Below are 15828 nucleotides of genomic sequence, written 5' to 3'. Positions count from 1 at the left end.
GGTCTTCCGCCTCGGGTCGGGCTGTGCTTGCCTGGGGAACCGTTTCGGTGGTCGGGGCGGGAGTCGCCGTATGCGCAAGCCGTGGATCGTGGGAGTGACGGGGGCGGTGCTCGCCGGGCTGCTGCTCGGCGCGTGCGGGGATCCGGAGTCCGCACCGGACCAGGCGCCGCCGTCGGCCGCGGCACCGGAGCCGTCGTCGACCACCCGTCAGCGCGCCGCCACGGGGTCGCCCGGCGACGACGGCGGCACGGGCGGCACCGACGCAGACACCGCCACGACGAAACCCGCGCCCGGGGTGCTCTACCTCGGGGACTCCCTCGCCACGGAGAACCAGACCGTCCTCGGTGACCTGCTGAAGGACGACCTCGACGCCCGCTACACCAGCGCCCCCTACTCGGGCACCACCCTGTGCGACTACCTGGAGGGCACCGCCGACCGGTCGCTCGTCCCTCCGCGGGACAAGGCGGCCGCGCTGGTGCGGCGGCTGCGCCCGGACTATGTGGTCCTGCAGTTCTGGGGCAACGCCTGGGACTACACCCCGTGCATGGACGGCGTCACCTACGGCAAGGCCCGCGCCGAGTACTTCCGGCGGTACACGGCCGCCGCCGAGCAGCTCACCGATCAGATCGCGAGCGCGGGCGGCGAACACCGGCCGACGATCGTGTGGGTGCTCCAGGGCCCGGACCCGATGACCCCGGACCGGGTGCGCCGGGTGAACGCCCTGTACACGAAGCAGGCCAGGGCCTACGGTGACCTGGTCGCGGACGCCGGCAAGGCCGTCAGCCCGGCCGCCGACCGCTACACCTGGGCCCAGTACCTGCCGTGCACCGCCTACGAACGTGAGCACGACGGCTACTGCACCCAGCCCGGCCGGGGTCGCACGGCGCTCCACCACGACGAGGACTACCTGCACTTCTGTCTGGCCCCGACGACGTCCGAGCCGAGGCCGTGCCCGGTCCGGTCCCCGGGGGTCACGCGGATGGCCCGGGAGATCACCCGGGCCATCGCCGACGCACGTACCGACAGGCCGTAGGCCGTACCGCCCCCTCAGAGCCGCTGGGACGTGGGCTCGTCGTCGGTCGCCTCCTGCCGCTTCTTCGACGCCCACAGGCTCGTCACCGTCGTCACCGCGAGGACCAGAACGATGAAGCCGAGGGAGAAGGGGATGGAGATCTCTGGGACGTGGACGCCGGATTCGTGCAGCGCGTGCACGTCGGTGGAGCCGATGGCCAGCATCACGACGAGCATCGGCGTCATGACGCGCTTGCCATTCTCCTCGACCCACAGCTTGGTGCCGTGGCATCGGTCGGCCACCCCGAAACGCTGCTCCACCGCCTTGAGAAGCTTGTTCTCCTCGTACTCCTCCTCGTGGCTGTCCTTGCGGGCGTCCTCGACCAGCTTCCAGGCGGTATAGATCAGGAACGCGCCGAAGATGTAGAAGACCCGGGAGAAGCTGGAGATGATCGCCGTGCCCGCCGCGATGAAGATCGCGCGGAGCACCAGCGCCATGAGGACGCCGACCATGAGCACGCGCTGCTGGTGCTGCGAGGGCACCGCGAACTTCGCCGTGATCAGGACGAAGACGAAGAGGTTGTCGACGCTCAGCGACTTCTCGGTGATGAACCCCGCGAAGAACTCCCCCGCGGGTTCGCCCCCGCCGACGGCGAGCACGCCCAGGCCGAACGCGACGGCCAGGGCGATCCAGACAGCCGACCAGATGCCCGCCTCCTTGATCGACACGTCGTGGGGTTTACGGCCGATGAAGAAGTCGACGGCGACCAGTACCCGCAGTTCTTTGTATCCGCTAGCCGACCCGGGGTGAAGAATGACCGAGATCCTCGAGTGCGACCTAGTGTCCTGAGTCTTTATTTCGCTAAAGAAGTAGGCTGGGCTCATGGCGCGTATGGGTCGGCCGACGGTCGAAGTGGTCCTGACGGATGAGGAGCGAGAGACGCTGCTGCGCTGGTCGCGGCGAGCAACGTCCTCGCAGGCTCTGGCGTTGCGGTGCCGGATCGTGCTTGCGTGTGCTGAGGGCGGTTCGAACACCGCGGTGGGAGCGGAGCTTGGGGTCCACCCGGTCACGGTGGCCAAGTGGCGCAGGCGGTTCGCGGCCGACCGGCTCCAGGGCCTGTCCGACGAGCCGCGGCCCGGCCCGCCCCGCACGGTGAGCGACGAAAAGGTCGAGGAGGTGGTCGTGCGGACCCTGGAGACCACCCCGAAGAACGCCACGCACTGGTCGACGCGGGGAATGGCCGCGGCCAGCGGCCTGAGCCAGTCCACCATCTCGCGGATCTGGCGGACCTTCGGCCTCAAACCGCATCTGGTGGACACCTTCAAGCTGTCCAAGGACCCGCAGTTCATCGAGAAGGTCCGCGACGTCGTCGGCCTGTACCTGGACCCGCCCGAGCGGGCCATCGTCCTCTGTGTGGACGAGAAGTCGCAGATCCAGGCACTGGACCGGTCGGCACCGGTGCTGCCGATGATGCCGGGCATGCCCGAGCGCCGCACCCACGACTACCTGCGCGGCGGCGTGACGACCCTGTTCGCCGCCCTGAACGCGGCCACCGGCGAGGTCATCAGCTCGCTCCACCGCCGGCACCGCGCGGTGGAGTTCAAGAAGTTCCTGGCCAAGCTGGACAAGGAGGTCCCCGACCATCTCGACGTCCACCTGATCTGCGACAACTACGCCACCCACAAGACGCCCGCGATCCAGAAGTGGCTGCTGGCCCATCCGCGGTTCCACATGCACTTCACCCCGACCAGCGCCTCCTGGCTCAACCAAGTGGAGCGCTGGTTCGCCCTGCTGACGGACAAGCAGATACGGCGTGGCGTCCACAGGAACGTCCAAGCCCTGGAGAAGGACATCCGGACCTGGATCGCCGACTGGAACGACAACCCCAAGCCCTTCGTCTGGACGAAGACCGCTGACGAGATCTTCGAACGCCTCACCGGATATCTGAACCGAATCAAAGACTCAGGACACTAGGAGACCGCTGAAGATCTTGCTCTGGCCGCCCGACTCACCCTGAATTGCCAGTAAATGTCAATCGCCATCAAGTAGGGCAAGCCGGGCGCATTTTCAAGATCTTCAGGACGCTTCTAGGCCCTGTCGTCACATTCCCGTCGTCGCCCGGAGGGCGGCCTGGCGGCGTCGTGGGGGTACCTCCCGGTCGAGCGCAGCCGAGACCGGGGGAGCGTGCTCTCGGCGTGCCGGGCACTGACTCGCGTACCGGACGTACTCGGGTCGGTGCCCGGTGCGTCGAGAGCACGTGCATGGCGTCACGGGGCGGGCGGGAATGTGACGACAGGGCCTAGTGGAGGCCCGCCGCGGGGGCCCCACCAGGGTGGGAGGGGCTGCGCGGACGGCTACTCGCCCGCGTACGCCTTGCGCAGGGCGGCGAGGTCGAACTTCCCCATCGCCATGAACGCCGCGGTCGTCCGGGCCGCCTTCTGTGGATCGGAGTCGCTGATCATGTCGATGAGTTCGGCCGGCACGACCTGCCAGGAGACGCCGAACCGGTCCTTGAGCCAACCGCAGGGGCCGGGCTCGCCACCCTCGGTGAGGCTGTTCCAGTAGTAGTCGATCTCGTCCTGGTCGGCACAGAGGATCTGGAAGGAGATGGCCTCGGTGAACTTGAACTCCGGGCCGCCGTTCAACGCCACGAACTGCTGGCCGTTGGCCGTGAACTCCACGGTCAGCACGGAGCCGGCCGGCCGGGGCGCGCCCTCGCCGTAGTGCGTGACCCGGCCGAGCCGGGAGTTCTTGAAGACCGAGACGTAGTGGGCGGCCGCCTCCTCGGCCTGGCCGTCGAACCACAGGCAGGTGGTGAATCCTTCGCTGGACATGTGCGCCTCCTCCGGCGGGGTGTGTCGTCTCCTGTGTCGACCGATCCTGGTCCGGAAACTCATCGGTGGCGCGGACACGAGATGCGCCGGGCGAGGGTGCGCCGGGGGTGCTCTGCTGTCGGCGAATCTGCCGTTGGCAGAGAAAGGCCAGGTGAGGGGTGGTTCACGGGGAGGGTGGAACCAGCGGCCACCGCGGCCGCGTTCACCCACAGGGAGGAACCGTGGCTCCATTGATCACCGGCCGGGCCCCGCTGCTCGCCCCGCGCGCGGAGGAGGGTGACACCCCGCCCTCGCGCTTCGACGACCATCTCGCCGCACAGCTCCTCGCCCAGCGGATCGTCTTCCTCGGCACCCAGGTCGACGAGGTCTCCGCGAACCGGGTCTGCGCCCAGCTGCTGGTGCTGTCGGCGGAGGACCCGCGCACCGACATCAGCCTGTACATCAACAGCCCCGGGGGGTCGGTGACGGCGGGTCTCGCCATCTACGACACGATGCGGCTGATCCCGAACGACGTGTCCACGCTGGCGATGGGGTTCGCCGCGAGCATGGGACAGTTCCTGCTGAGCGTCGGCACGCGCGGCAAGCGGTTCGCGCTGCCCAACGCGCGGATCATGATGCACCAGCCGTCGGCGGGCATCGGCGGCACCACCGCGGACATCGAGATCCAGGCGGAGAACCTGGAGTTCACCAAGCGGGCCATCGAGCGAATCACCGCGGAGCACACCGGGCAGTCCGAGGAGACGGTCTCCCGGGACGGCGACCGCGACCGCTGGTTCACGGCCGGACAGGCCCGGGAGTACGGGATGGTCGACCGGGTCGTCGAGTCGCTCGACGACGTGCGTCCGGCCTCTTCGCGTCGACGGATGGGACTGCAGTGATGGGGACGTACACGATTCCGAACGTGGTCGAGCGGACCGCCCAGGGCGAGCGGTCCTACGACGTCTTCAGCCGGCTGCTGTCCGAGCGCATCGTCTTCCTCGGCACGGAGATCGACGACGGGGTGGCAAACGTCGTCATCGCCCAACTCCTGCATCTGGAGGCGGCGATGCCGGATCGCGAGATCTCCGTCTACATCAACTCGCCCGGGGGCTCGTTCACTTCGCTGATGGCGATCTACGACACGATGTCGTACGTACGGGCCCCGATCTCGACCCTCTGTGTGGGACAGGCGGCCTCGACGGCGGCGGTGCTGCTGGCGGGCGGCGACCCCGGGCGGCGGTTCGTGCTGGAGCACGCGCGGGTGCTGCTGGGGCAGCCGGCCAGCGGGGGCCGTCAGGGCACCGTCTCCGACCTCGCCCTACAGGCCAAGGAGATGGTGCGGATCCGGGCGCAGGTCGAGCGGGTGCTCGCGCGGCACACGGGGCGTGAGGTCGCGGAACTCCGGGCCGACATGGACCGGGACAAGGTGTTCACGGCGGAGGAGGCGGTGGGCTACGGGCTGGCGGACGAGGTGCTGAGCCGACGGCCGGTGGAGGCCTGAGGCCCGCGCCCCCTCAGGGGCGCGGGGACTCCGTCGAGACCCGTCAGGCCGCGAGGCACAGGCCGTTGAAGGATGCCTTGGGCGCACCGCGGGTCAGTTCCCGCTGGGCCAGCGAGAGCAGATCTCCCAGGCCCAGGCCGAGAGCCTGGGCGGCGGCCGCCAGGACCTCCGACGAGGCCTCCTTGCGGCCGCGTTCCACCTCGGAGAGGTACGGCATCGAGATGCGGGCCGTGTCGGCGACGTCCTTCAGGGTGCGCTCCTGGGCCAGACGCTCCCGGCGGAGCACGTCGCCGACCAGGTCGCGCCACAGGGGTTCCTTGGCGGGCGGGCCGGCCGGCGGGACCGGGCGCAGGGGGATGACTCGGGCTTCGTTCGACGCGTGTTGGCTCACTTCTCCAGCCTAGGAACGGCGGGCGGGAGGGCAAGGGGGCGGCGTTCCGCCCAGAGGGGAATCCGGTTCCGCGCCGGGGCTCACTGGCCGATGCGGCCGTCTATGCGTTCGCGCAGGAGGTCGGCGTGGCCGTTGTGGCGGGCGTACTCCTCGATCAGGTGGACCAGCACCTCGCGCAGGGCGATGGGCTCGCCGTCGTGCTGTCCGGTGACGGCCAGGTCGGGGGCGGCGGCCACGAAGCGCTCGGCGAAGTCGACCTCGGCGCGCCAGGTCCGCCAGGCATCGGCGACGGCCTCGGGGTCGGCCACGGCGTCGTCGAAGTCAGCGTCGGGGTTCTCGCCGGCGCGGTAGTGGCGAGGCTCCGGCCGGCCCGCCAACGCCTCGCGGAACCAGTACTGTTCCACGCCGGCCAGATGGCGCACGAGCCCGAGCAGCGACATGTTCGACGGCGGCACCGCGCGCCGGGCCAGCGCCTCGGCGTCCAGGCCGGCGCACTTCAGCTCCAGGGTGAGCCGCTGGTTGCGCAAGTACCCGACGAGCGTGGCCCGTTCCCCGTCGAACCCGCCGTCGCCACGCGGATCCTCGTCGGGGCCGACGAATCGGTCGCCCCACCCGGTCACCCGCTCCGGCAGCGGTTGTTCGGCGTTCCGTGTCCCACGATGGTCGGTCATGCGCAGGAGCATCGACCGTCCGTGCGGCGGTCCGCCACCCGTTTTCCGTCGGGACGGCTCGTCCCCGGCCCCGGGAGCCGACTGAAGTCGCTGTGGACTCCCGTGCAACCTTCGCCCCTGATCGGCTGTCGAACAGTCTCGAATCCCCTCGGAGGCCGCCCGGGGAGTGCCGGGCCGCGAGGGCCGGCGGGTCGCAGGGCCGGTCGGCGGGCCGGTCACCTGTTCGGTGCGGCCCGCTCCGGGGCGTCGCGGAGGGCCGCCGTACCCGTCGTCGTGGTGTCGTCCGGCGCCGAGTCGTCGGTCTCGGGACTCTCCGGCTTCTCCGGCTCCGGCTCGGGCACGGAGGTGGACGGTGTCACGGCGGACGAGGAGGGGCACGGGCTGCCGGTCGAGTCGCACGGTTCGGGCGACTCGGTGGGCGGTTCCTCGGAGAACGACGTGGAAGCCGACGGGGAGGGCTGGTCGACCGGTGGGCTGGTCTTCTTGTCCTTGCCACCGGTGTCGCCGGCGGGCCGGGTGAACCAGTCGTCGTGGTCGGGGTCGTAGAGGACGAAGACGTTGATGATCACCGTCGAGGGCTCGACGGCCACCACGTTCTGGGCCCGGTACGACGACCAGGAGTCGCCCTTCGGCTCCGGTGTGGTCTTCAGCGCGACCGGCGGCTTCAACGGGTTGCCGCAGGCGCAGCGCACCCGGGGCACCCCCCGGTCGTCGACGAGGACGGCGGTGCCCGCCTGGAGGACGGCCTGGTAGCTGGTGGCGGCGCCGTCGCGGTAGCCGTGGTTGGTGACGCGGGTGTCCATGCGCAGCTGCACCGGGGTGAGCGAACGCAGATAGGCGGGAACGTCGGCGGACTCGACGCCGGCCACGGCGGCGAACGCGTCGTTCTTGGCGGGGTTCGCCCCGAGCACCTCGACCTGCTTCTCGACGTCGCAGCTGGCGACGTTGCGGGTGCCGCCGTAGAGGCCGGCGGCCGCACCGTCCACGGCGCGGGTCACGTTGGCCGGTTCGGACCGGGTCGGTGTGGTGGTGGGGGTCTCGGGCGGGATGGAGCTGTCGTTCGCCGTCGACTCGGTGAACGGGTCGGGGCCGGACTTGCCGGCGGCCTGGAGGAAGACCTCGCCGTCCGCCGAGCCGCCCGAGTCGTCGGAGCGGGTGAGGACGACGACCAGGACCACGGCGACGACGGCCGCGGCGACCAGGAGGGCGATGCGGGGCGCGGACCGCCACCACGGGCGGCCGGGGCCCGCGGGTCCTGCCCCGGAGCCGCCGGGCCCGCCCGGCCCCTCAGGGCCGCCGGGACCACCGGGTCCCCCTGGTCCCCGGGGCCCGCCGGGTCCCCCGCCGGAGTCGCCTGTTCCGCCCGCGCCCGAAGGTCCGCTCGGGGGTTCCGGTGGTCCCCCGCCGCTCGGACGGGACGGCTCGGGTGGGGTGGGGCCGGGCTGCGACGGTCCGGACAGAGGGCCGGACGGCGGGCCGGTCGGGCGGCCGGAGGACGGTTGGTCGGCGCTCACGGGGCTTCTCCCGCCGTAGGGATCTGCGGCGATTCACGCCGATGACGGCGTTCTGTTCCACAACAGGCCCATTGTGTGCTCTGGTCCCGTGCACCCCGCAAGCCGACGGGTGTCGGTGACGGGCCCCGCCCGCTCGCCGCGCGGAGTGCCCCGGCCATGCTTAGCGTGGCAAGAGTGAGTCCCCAGACCCTGCGTCCGCGGCGAACGGCGTCATCCGGGCGGGCGGTCGCCCGCCACGGCTGGCTCCACGCCCTCGCCACCGTGCTGGCCGGGCTGATCGCGATGATCGTGACGGCGTCCCTCGGACTCTGGGCGGCGGGCGCCACGGACCTCCCCGACGGCGCGTTCCCCCGGGTGGTCGCGGCCACCGTGGTGACGGCGGTCGGCGGCACCGTCGAACTCTCCGGCGACGCCGGGCCCCTCGCCGAGACGCGGGCGGGCCTGACCGTGGTCCCGCTGTCGGTGACCCTCGTCGGCGCGCTGGTGATCGCCGCCGGATTCCTGCGACCCCTGCGGCACCGGGCGGTCGCGGGAGCGGGCGAACTCGCGGGCTGGGCCGCCCGGATCGCCGTCCTGTGGCTCGTGGCCCTGATCGGCCTCGCGGTCGCGGCCCGCCAGCGCTTCGACCTCCCGCTCGGCGACGTGGGCGACTTCTTCGGCGCCTCCGCCCGGGTGGGGTTCGAGACCGCCGTGGCGCCGACCCTGTTCTTCGGGCTGCTGTGGCTCGCCGGCGTCCTCGTCCTGGCACTGCTGGTGTCGCGCGGGGCGCCGCTCCCGGCGCGGCTGCTGCGGTTCCAGGAGTCGGTGCGGCCCGCCGCGTACGCGATGGTGGGCCTGCTGCTGGCATACGTCGGCATCGGGCTGGTGATCGCCGTGGTGGTGGCGCTGACCCGAGGGCACGCCTCCGAGACGGCCGCGGTGATCCTGCTGGGGCTGCCCAACGTGATGTGGCTGGTGTTCACGATCGGCCTGGGCGTCACCTGGGACAGCCAGGTCGAGGGGCCCTTCGGGCTGCCGATGCCCAAGATCCTGGACGAGGTCGTGCGCGGACCCGATGTGTCGACGCTGAACCTGGGCTCCCTCGCCGAGTACGACGGCCGGGTCTGGTGGCTGGTGGTCGTGAACGCCGTGCTGCTGACCGCCGCCGCGTTCGTGATGGCAGCCCGCTCACCTGCCCGGGTGCGGCTGTGGCAGCACGGTGTGCACATGGCGGCCACGCTCGCCCTCACCGTGCTGATGATCTGCCTCGTGGCCCGGATCTCCGCGCACTACGGGCTGTCGGTCATCGGCATCGGCGACCTCGGCGGCGACCTGGGCGGGGAGTTGTACCTGCGGCCCCATCTGTGGTCCGCGCTCGGACTCGCCGTGCTGTGGGGCCTCGTGACCGGGTTCCTGGGCGGGGTGTTGGCGAAGGGCGTACGACGGCGGGGCGAGGTCGGCACGGCCGGCGACCGCCGGTAGGCGGGGCGGCGGCGCCCTGGCCCGCTCCCGCGGCGGCGACCCGCGCCCGTGGCGAGCCTGCGCCGCCCGCCACCGACACCGCGCTGCCGGGCATCCGGGAGGGGCCGAGGTGTCTCCCCGGCCCAGGACCGGTGGCGGCGGGCACCGCCGACCAGCCGCCAGGTGGGGCGGACGCCGTGCGGCGTCCGCCCCTTGTCGGTGCCTCAGGTCCGTCGAGCGGTCGGGCCGGTCGGACGGTCAGCGTCGTCCGACGGTCAGGCCGGCCTGACGGTCAACGGCTCCGGTGCGGGTGCCGCCAGCCGGCCCCCGCGGTGCAGGCCGTGCACGGACGCGGCACACCCGAGGCCGAGCGCGGTCAGCGCGAGCCACGGCAGCGCGGGCAGCCCGGCCTCCCGGGCGGCGTCCAGCGCGACGCCCGTGAGCAGGTTCCCGACGGTGATGCCGATACCGCAGACGGTGTTGTACAGCCCGTAGTGCGTGGCGACGAGCCGGTCTCCGCTGAGGCGGACGATCGTGTCCATCTCGAAGGGGTATGCGATCATCGTGCCGACGGCCAGCAGCAGCGCGGCCAGTGTCGGCGGGAGGGCCGCCGACAGCCACCGCCCCGGCCCGGCGTCGGGCACGGGCAGCAACGCGGGCACGAGCAGGGGCACGAAGGCGGCGCCCATGACCGCCAGTCCCCGCACCAGTGCCTGGCCCGGCTCGTAGCGGGCCTTGCACCAGGCCGTCACCCGGGTCTGGCCGAGGACGGTACTCAGCCCGGACACCGCGAACAGCACCGCCACGGCCGCCGTGCCGAACTCCCCGTCCCCGCCCAGGCGTCGCACCTCCAGCGGCAGGGACAGATAGACCTGGAAGGTGAGGACGTACGAGCCGGTCATCGCGGCGGCGAAGAGCAGGAAGGGCCGGTTGGCGAGGATGCCGCGCCACTGGGCGAGCAGGCTCCCTCGGCTCTCGACCCGCCGGGCCCCGTCGTCCTCGCGGTCCCGGGAGGGCAGCGCGCGGATCTGCACCACCGACAGCACGGCGAAGATGCCGGCGGCGGTGAGGCAGGTGACGCGGAAGTCGACACCGGTGAGCACCATGCCGACCAGCGGGCCGAGAAGTATGCCCGCCTGGTAGAAGACGTTGAACAGGGCGAACGCCTCGACCCTGCGCTCCCCCGCCCCGGCCGCGAGGTAGGCCCGCACGGCCGGGTTGAACAGGGCGCCCGCGAGGCCGGTGGCGGCCGAGGCCGCCAGCAGGGCGGGCAGGGAGTCGACGAAGCCGAGGGCCGCGAAGCCGACGGTGCGCAGGACGCAGCCGGCGACTATCAGCGGCTTGTGGCCGAAGCGGTCGGCGAGTGCGCCGCCGACCACGAACATGCCCTGCTGGCTGAAGTTCCGTACGCCCAGGACGAGTCCGACGATCCAGCCGGCCAGCCCGAGGGTGCCGGAGAGGTGGGCGGCCAGGTAGGGCATCAGCATGTAGAAGCCGAGGTTGATGGTGAACTGGTTGACCATCAACAGCTGGACGGCGGGGTCGTAGGACCGCACCTGGGAGAGCGTCCCCTTCATGCGCCGTCCTCCTCGCGGGCGGCGGGCCGGGCGAGGGGGTCGACGACGTCGGTGCAGCGTGTCCAGCGGGTGACTTCTTTCTCGTCCGCGCGGCCGATCACGTCGGGTTCGACGGCTGGTGGTCCGGCGAGCAGCCCGTGCCGGGCGCAGTACTCGTCGTCGTACACGGTGTCGAGGTAGCGCTGGGGGCCGTCCGGGAAGATCGCCGCGATACGGGTGTCCGGGGACTCGGTGCGGGCCACCCAGCCGGCGACGAGGGCGACCGCGCCGACGCTCCACCCGCCGGTGGCGTAGTGGGACGCGGCCAGGAGACGGCAGGTCCGTACGGCCTCGTCCGGGGCGACCCAGTGGACCTCGTCGAAGGTGTCGTAGGCGACATTGCGCGGGTGGATGCTGGAGCCCAGGCCGCGCATCAGACGGGTGCGGGCGGGCTGGCCGAAGATGGTCGAGCCGACGGTGTCGACGCCGACGATCCGGATGTCCGGATAGAGCTGGCGCAGGACCCGGCCGACGCCCGCCGAGTGTCCGCCGGTGCCGACGCTGCACACGAGGGTGTCGATGTGGCCCAGCGCGGAGGCGAGTTCGAGGGCGAGCGGGGTGTACGCGGTCGTGTTGTCGGGGTTGTTGTACTGGTCCGGGCACCAGGAGCCGTCGTAGCGGCCGAGGAGTTCGGTGACGCGGTCGCGCCTGGCCTGCTGCCAACCGCCCGTGGGATGCGGGTCGGTGACGATGTCGACGGCGGCGCCGTAGACGCCGAGCAGCCGGGTCATGGACGGTTCGAGGCCGGGGTCGGTGACCAGGGTGACGGGGTGGCCGTACACCATGCCCGCCAGCGCGAGGCCGAGGCCGAGGGTGCCGCTGGTGGACTCGATGATCCGCGCGCCGGGCCGCAACTCGCCCCGAGCGCGGGCCCGTTCGACCATGTAGAGGCCGGGGCGGTCCTTGATGCCGCCGGGGTTGAAGCCCTCAAGCTTGGCCCAGAAGCCGTGTCCGGCCGGGGTCAGCGGCTCGGACACGCGCAGGAGGGGGGTGTTGCCGACCAGCTCCGGGAGGGCCGAACGGCCGTTCGCGGCAATGCGGTCGGTGAGTGCGGTCGAGGTGAGGGGGACCGCCTCGGGGAGGGCGTGGGAGGTGGCGTTGATGGATCGCATGGTGTCGCTCTCGCTGGACGTTGACATGGTCGCGTGCACATGGCGGGCCGCCGTCGGGGGAGGCCGCGGGCGAGAGGTCTAGATCCGCCACCGCGAGGTGCGCACCAACACGGTCCGGCCCGTGCGGGAGCGCCGGCGTCGGAGCGGGCTGCGGCGCGCCGGCGGTGGTGGGCCCGGTGCCGCGGCGGTGATTCCGGCGAGCAGGAGCGCGGGATCGGTGGCGGGCGGTGGGTGGTGCGAGGTCTGGGCGGTCGGTGTCCGGGGGACGCCGCCCGACAGGCACTCCTCGGCCGAGTGATGGCCATGGGGTCCGTGCGGGGCTTCGGGTGCCGCCGGGGTTGCCCAGGTCGTCGAGATTGCCCGGGTCGCTCCGACCGTGCCCCCGGGCGCCGGGGTCGCGGTGGACACGGGGGCGGGCGCCGCGGACGAGCGGTGCGACTCGTCGGACGGCCCGTGCGCGAGGGCGCACAGGACGAACGCGACCAGCAGGAAGCCGTGCACGAGGGCGGCGAGCGGTTTCGGCCGGCGTGAGAGGGCCGGTGCCCGCCGGCAGGATGCGGGCACGCGGAAGTGGAGCGGCACGGGGGTCCTCCGGGCGCGCGCACGGCAGGCCCGGCTCGGCGGCGGGTGGCCGGGAGCGGACGAGGGCGCGCGGATGTGGAACGGGGAGACAACAGGACGGGAAGGAGGAGCGCGGGGGCCTAGACCTGCTGGACGACCAGTGCTCTCAGGGCGGCTGACGACCGGTCGGACGGGTGCGCCTCGCCGGCATCGCGCGCGGATGGAGCGCAGCCCGGTGCGACGACTTCGCTCACCGACACCGCGAACCGGGGCTGCCCCAGGGACGGCCCCTGCTGCGGTTGCGCGGAGGCGCAGTGTTCGGCCGGGCCGTCGATGCCGTGGTGGCCGTGCCCTCCGGGCCGGTCGTGCGGGTCGGCGGGAGGCCCGACGAGGGCCTCGACGGCCGCGGCCGAGGAGATCGTGGACGGCACGTCCCCACCGTGGGGCGGGAGTTCGGTCGTACCGGTCGCCGAGGTCACGGCGCTGGTCACCCCGTGTCCACCGGCGCTCTCCGGGGTCGCCCCGTGTGTCAGGGCGACGGCGAACAGAACCACGGCGAGGCCGAGCACGCGCAGCAGCGGGCCCGCGAGAGCGCGGGCCCGAGCCATGCGTCGAAGTGGCCTAACCGTCATCACACCGTGATGCTAACGCGCCCCGGAGGTCACTCGTCCGGATCTCCGGGTGCGCGGCGCCAACGCGCCAAGCAAATGACCGATTTGCTGCGGCGAGCGGCCGCCCCCTGCATCGGGGACGCATGGCGGCGGGTCCTCACCCCTCCGCGGCCGTCGGGACCGCCGCACGGCGGGCGAGGAGGGAGGCGCAGATCTCCCCGGCGCGTACGGCGGTGGTGGACAGGAGGGTGGAGGTGAGGCCGTGGGTGTGTTCGGTGCCGCCCTGCAGATAGATGTCGGCGGTGACATTGGAGTTGGTGGTGACCCGGTGGTCGCGGCCGACCATGAGGGCGTCCTCGTCGTCGCGCAGACAGAGTTTGCCGATCTCGCCCAGGTCGTCGCCGACGCCCCGGGGCCGGTAGCCGGTGGCGTAGACGAGGAGGTCGGAGGAGAGGACCTCGCGCTCCCCCGTCGGCAGGAACTCCACGGTCACCTTGACGTCCTCGGGGCCGTCCTCGACCTCGCGCAACCGGGAGACGTTCATCATCCGCAGCCGCTCCCGGCCCTGGACCTTCTCCTGGTACATGGACCGGGACAGGGACTCGATCAGGTCCATGTCCACGACGGAGTAGTTGGTGCTGCGGTGGTAGTCGAACAGCGACTGCTTCACCTCGCGGGGCGCGCCGTAGTAGAGGTCGACGGCCTCGGGGTCGAAGATCTTGTTGGCGAAGGGGCTGTCGTCGGCGGGTGTGTAGCCGTACTTGGCGAAGACCGAGCAGATCTCGGCCTCGGGGAAGTTGCGGTGGAGGTAGTCCACGGCCTCCGCCGCGCTCTGGCCCGCGCCGAGGACGATCGCGCGGCGCACGGGCCTTCCGGTGCACACGACTTGGCCGACGCGAGGCAGCAACTCGCTGTTGTGCCAGACCCGTTCGGACAGGGCGGCGCCGGGCGGGAGATGCGGCTCCAGGCCGGTGGCCACGCAGATGCTGCGGGTCCTGCGGACGGTGAGGCTGTCGGGGTCGCCGGGGACGCGGCTGGTGACGTCGAAGTAGCGGATCTCGCCGTCCTGGGTGACCGGACGTACGGAGACGACCTCCGAGGAGTATTCGACGAGGTGCGCGACGCGGGCTGCCGCCCACTCGAAGTAGTCGTGGAACTCGATGCGCAGCGGGAAGAGCGTCTTCAGGTTGAGGAAGTCGACGAGACGGCCGCGGTCGCGCAGGTAGCACAGGAAGCTGAAGTCGCTGGTGGGGTCACGCATCGTCACCAGGTCTTTGAGGAAGGACACTTGCATGGTGGCGTCGTCGATGAGCATGCCCCGGTGCCACCCGAACCGGGGTTGTCTCTCCAGGAATCCGACCCGCAGTCCGTCCTGCGTACCAGAGGCCACGGAGTGTTCGTGCAGTGCGATGGCGAGTGCGAGATTGGACGGGCCGAACCCGATCCCCAGTACGTCGTAGATGGAATCCGCCCCGGTGTGCAGCGTCGTCACCGCGTCATCTGCCTTTCATAGAAGGGGTCACAGAGTCTCCAAGCCGGAACACAGCCTCCCCCAAGCAGAGCCATGTTAGATAAGGTAAGCCTTACCTAGCAACGGCTGAGGAGGGCTCATATGCGGGTCGTCATGTTCGGGTACCAGACCTGGGGACACCGGACGCTGCAGGCACTGCTGAATTCCGAACACGAGGTGGTGCTGGCCGTCACCCATCCGAAGAGCGACCACGCGTACGAAAAGATCTGGAACGACTCGGTGGCCGATCTCGCCGAACAGCACGACGTACCGGTGCTGTTGCGCAACCGGCCGGACGACGACGAGCTGCTGCGCGCGCTCAAGGAGGCCGAGCCGGACCTCATCGTGGCGAACAACTGGCGCACCTGGCTGCCGCCGGAGATCTTCGATCTGCCGCCGCACGGCACGCTCAACATCCATGACTCGCTGCTCCCCGCCTACGCGGGCTTCTCCCCGCTCATCTGGGCACTCATCAACGGCGAGCCCGAGGTCGGTGTCACGGCCCACCGGATGGACGCCGAACTCGATATGGGCGATGTGCTGTTGCAGCGTTCGGTGGCGGTCGGGCCGAAGGACACGGCGACGGACCTGTTTCACCGCACGGTCGATCTGATCGGCCCGCTCGTCACCGAGTCGCTGGATCTCATCGCCTCCGGCGAGGCCGTGTGGACGCCCCAGGACCGCTCGCGGTCGAGTTTCTTCCACAAGCGGTCACTGGAGGACAGCCGGATCGACTGGACCTGGCCCGCCCAGGACCTGGAGCGGTTCGTACGGGCCCAGTCCGACCCGTATCCGAACGCCTTCACCCACCATCGGGGGCAGCGCGTCCGGATCGTCTCGGCCGCTGTGTCCGAGGGCCGTTACGGCGGCACGCCGGGGCGGATCTTCATCCGGGAGGGAGACGGTGTCGTGGTCGTCGCCGGCGCCGAGGCGCGCTCCGGGCGGCTGCCGGGGCTGGCGGTCAAGCGGGTGCGGACGGAGGACGGCACGGAACTCGCGGCGACGGACTACTTCCGCACGATGGGCGGCTATCTGACGGCCCGTCCGTGAACTCGGGGCACCGCCGGTCGCATCGG

16 protein-coding genes are annotated in these 15828 nt (G+C 71.5%); 6 read left to right on the top strand and 10 right to left on the bottom strand.

What is annotated here, in order from left to right; all coding sequences use genetic code 11:
- Positions 1 to 70 precede the first annotated feature (70 nt).
- The gene (locus P8T65_RS45405; RefSeq protein ID WP_316731262.1) at positions 71 to 1033 is read left to right on the top strand and encodes an SGNH/GDSL hydrolase family protein; all 963 of its coding nucleotides are present in this window, start codon (positions 71 to 73) and stop codon (positions 1031 to 1033) included.
- A gap of 14 nt (positions 1034 to 1047) precedes the next feature.
- Here P8T65_RS45405 and P8T65_RS45400 read toward each other — a convergent pair whose 3' ends face one another.
- A complete protein-coding gene (locus P8T65_RS45400) occupies positions 1048 to 1827 on the bottom strand; it encodes a TerC family protein (protein ID WP_316731940.1) in 780 nt (259 codons plus the stop codon).
- 67 nt (positions 1828 to 1894) lie between these two features.
- On the opposite strand from P8T65_RS45400, the gene P8T65_RS45395 reads away from it, so the two are divergent.
- Positions 1895 to 2986 carry an IS630 family transposase gene (locus P8T65_RS45395; RefSeq protein WP_316724587.1) on the top strand — a complete coding sequence of 364 codons (1092 nt, stop codon included), beginning with the start codon at positions 1895 to 1897 and terminating at the stop codon, positions 2984 to 2986.
- A gap of 380 nt (positions 2987 to 3366) precedes the next feature.
- Here P8T65_RS45395 and P8T65_RS45390 read toward each other — a convergent pair whose 3' ends face one another.
- Complete coding sequence (locus P8T65_RS45390; RefSeq protein ID WP_316731261.1) at positions 3367 to 3846, bottom strand: VOC family protein; 480 nt, start codon at positions 3844 to 3846, stop codon at positions 3367 to 3369.
- A 221-nt stretch (positions 3847 to 4067) separates the two neighbouring features.
- On the opposite strand from P8T65_RS45390, the gene P8T65_RS45385 reads away from it, so the two are divergent.
- Together P8T65_RS45385 and P8T65_RS45380 are read left to right on the top strand one after the other, a co-directional pair.
- On the top strand, positions 4068 to 4724 hold the full coding sequence (locus P8T65_RS45385; protein WP_316731260.1) for an ATP-dependent Clp protease proteolytic subunit: 657 nt from the start codon (positions 4068 to 4070) through the stop codon (positions 4722 to 4724).
- A complete protein-coding gene (locus tag P8T65_RS45380) occupies positions 4724 to 5326 on the top strand; it encodes an ATP-dependent Clp protease proteolytic subunit (protein WP_316731259.1) in 603 nt (200 codons plus the stop codon). The genes P8T65_RS45385 and P8T65_RS45380 overlap by 1 nt, the downstream gene beginning before the upstream one ends.
- Before the next feature lie 43 nt (positions 5327 to 5369).
- On the opposite strand, the gene P8T65_RS45375 is transcribed toward P8T65_RS45380, so the two are convergent.
- From P8T65_RS45375 to P8T65_RS45365, 3 genes are all read right to left on the bottom strand, one after another.
- Positions 5370 to 5717 carry a helix-turn-helix transcriptional regulator gene (locus P8T65_RS45375; protein WP_316731258.1) on the bottom strand — a complete coding sequence of 116 codons (348 nt, stop codon included), beginning with the start codon at positions 5715 to 5717 and terminating at the stop codon, positions 5370 to 5372.
- Between the two features lie 80 nt (positions 5718 to 5797).
- Positions 5798 to 6388, bottom strand: coding sequence for a DinB family protein (locus tag P8T65_RS45370; protein WP_316731257.1), 591 nt, complete (start codon positions 6386 to 6388; stop codon positions 5798 to 5800).
- 215 nt (positions 6389 to 6603) lie between these two features.
- Positions 6604 to 7902 carry a DUF6777 domain-containing protein gene (locus P8T65_RS45365; protein WP_316731256.1) on the bottom strand — a complete coding sequence of 433 codons (1299 nt, stop codon included), beginning with the start codon at positions 7900 to 7902 and terminating at the stop codon, positions 6604 to 6606.
- Between the two features lie 174 nt (positions 7903 to 8076).
- Between P8T65_RS45365 and P8T65_RS45360 the strand changes: the two genes are divergently transcribed.
- On the top strand, positions 8077 to 9363 hold the full coding sequence (locus tag P8T65_RS45360; protein ID WP_316731255.1) for a streptophobe family protein: 1287 nt from the start codon (positions 8077 to 8079) through the stop codon (positions 9361 to 9363).
- A 254-nt stretch (positions 9364 to 9617) separates the two neighbouring features.
- On the opposite strand, the gene P8T65_RS45355 is transcribed toward P8T65_RS45360, so the two are convergent.
- The 5 genes from P8T65_RS45355 to P8T65_RS45335 all read right to left on the bottom strand — a co-directional run bounded on the left by P8T65_RS45355 (position 9618) and on the right by P8T65_RS45335 (position 14734).
- Positions 9618 to 10919: an MFS transporter gene (locus tag P8T65_RS45355; protein WP_316731254.1), complete on the bottom strand. Its 1302-nt coding sequence runs from the start codon at positions 10917 to 10919 to the stop codon at positions 9618 to 9620.
- Positions 10916 to 12097 (bottom strand): PLP-dependent cysteine synthase family protein, encoded by a 1182-nt coding sequence (locus tag P8T65_RS45350; RefSeq protein ID WP_316731253.1) that lies wholly within the window; start codon positions 12095 to 12097, stop codon positions 10916 to 10918. The genes P8T65_RS45355 and P8T65_RS45350 overlap by 4 nt, the downstream gene beginning before the upstream one ends.
- Before the next feature lie 51 nt (positions 12098 to 12148).
- Entirely contained in the window at positions 12149 to 12652 is a 504-nt protein-coding gene (locus P8T65_RS45345; protein WP_316731252.1) for a hypothetical protein, read from the bottom strand.
- Between the two features lie 119 nt (positions 12653 to 12771).
- The gene (locus tag P8T65_RS45340) at positions 12772 to 13239 is read right to left on the bottom strand and encodes a hypothetical protein (RefSeq protein WP_316731251.1); all 468 of its coding nucleotides are present in this window, start codon (positions 13237 to 13239) and stop codon (positions 12772 to 12774) included.
- 160 nt (positions 13240 to 13399) lie between these two features.
- Positions 13400 to 14734, bottom strand: coding sequence for a SidA/IucD/PvdA family monooxygenase (locus P8T65_RS45335; protein WP_316731250.1), 1335 nt, complete (start codon positions 14732 to 14734; stop codon positions 13400 to 13402).
- Positions 14735 to 14854: 120 nt separating this feature from the next.
- Here P8T65_RS45335 and P8T65_RS45330 point away from each other — a divergent pair, with 120 nt between their 5' ends.
- Positions 14855 to 15802 (top strand): methionyl-tRNA formyltransferase, encoded by a 948-nt coding sequence (locus P8T65_RS45330; RefSeq protein WP_316731249.1) that lies wholly within the window; start codon positions 14855 to 14857, stop codon positions 15800 to 15802.
- Positions 15803 to 15828 lie beyond the last annotated feature (26 nt).

It is taken from the genome of Streptomyces sp. 11x1 (assembly GCF_032598905.1).
In the GTDB taxonomy this organism is placed as follows: Bacteria; Actinomycetota; Actinomycetes; order Streptomycetales; family Streptomycetaceae; genus Streptomyces.
Note: the sequence above shows the minus strand (reverse complement) of the source record. Positions and strands in the feature narration are given on the sequence as shown.

Coding starts and splice junctions, on each gene's coding strand:
- P8T65_RS45330 (WP_316731249.1), top strand. CDS start 14,855: ATGCGGGTCGTCATGTTCGGGTACCAGACCTGGGGACACCGGACGCTG.
- P8T65_RS45395 (WP_316724587.1), top strand. CDS start 1,895: ATGGCGCGTATGGGTCGGCCGACGGTCGAAGTGGTCCTGACGGATGAG.
- P8T65_RS45405 (WP_316731262.1), top strand. CDS start 71: ATGCGCAAGCCGTGGATCGTGGGAGTGACGGGGGCGGTGCTCGCCGGG.
- P8T65_RS45390 (WP_316731261.1), bottom strand. CDS start 3,846: ATGTCCAGCGAAGGATTCACCACCTGCCTGTGGTTCGACGGCCAGGCC.
- P8T65_RS45340 (WP_316731251.1), bottom strand. CDS start 13,239: ATGGCTCGGGCCCGCGCTCTCGCGGGCCCGCTGCTGCGCGTGCTCGGC.
- P8T65_RS45350 (WP_316731253.1), bottom strand. CDS start 12,097: ATGTCAACGTCCAGCGAGAGCGACACCATGCGATCCATCAACGCCACC.
- P8T65_RS45370 (WP_316731257.1), bottom strand. CDS start 6,388: ATGACCGACCATCGTGGGACACGGAACGCCGAACAACCGCTGCCGGAG.
- P8T65_RS45380 (WP_316731259.1), top strand. CDS start 4,724: ATGGGGACGTACACGATTCCGAACGTGGTCGAGCGGACCGCCCAGGGC.
- P8T65_RS45355 (WP_316731254.1), bottom strand. CDS start 10,919: ATGAAGGGGACGCTCTCCCAGGTGCGGTCCTACGACCCCGCCGTCCAG.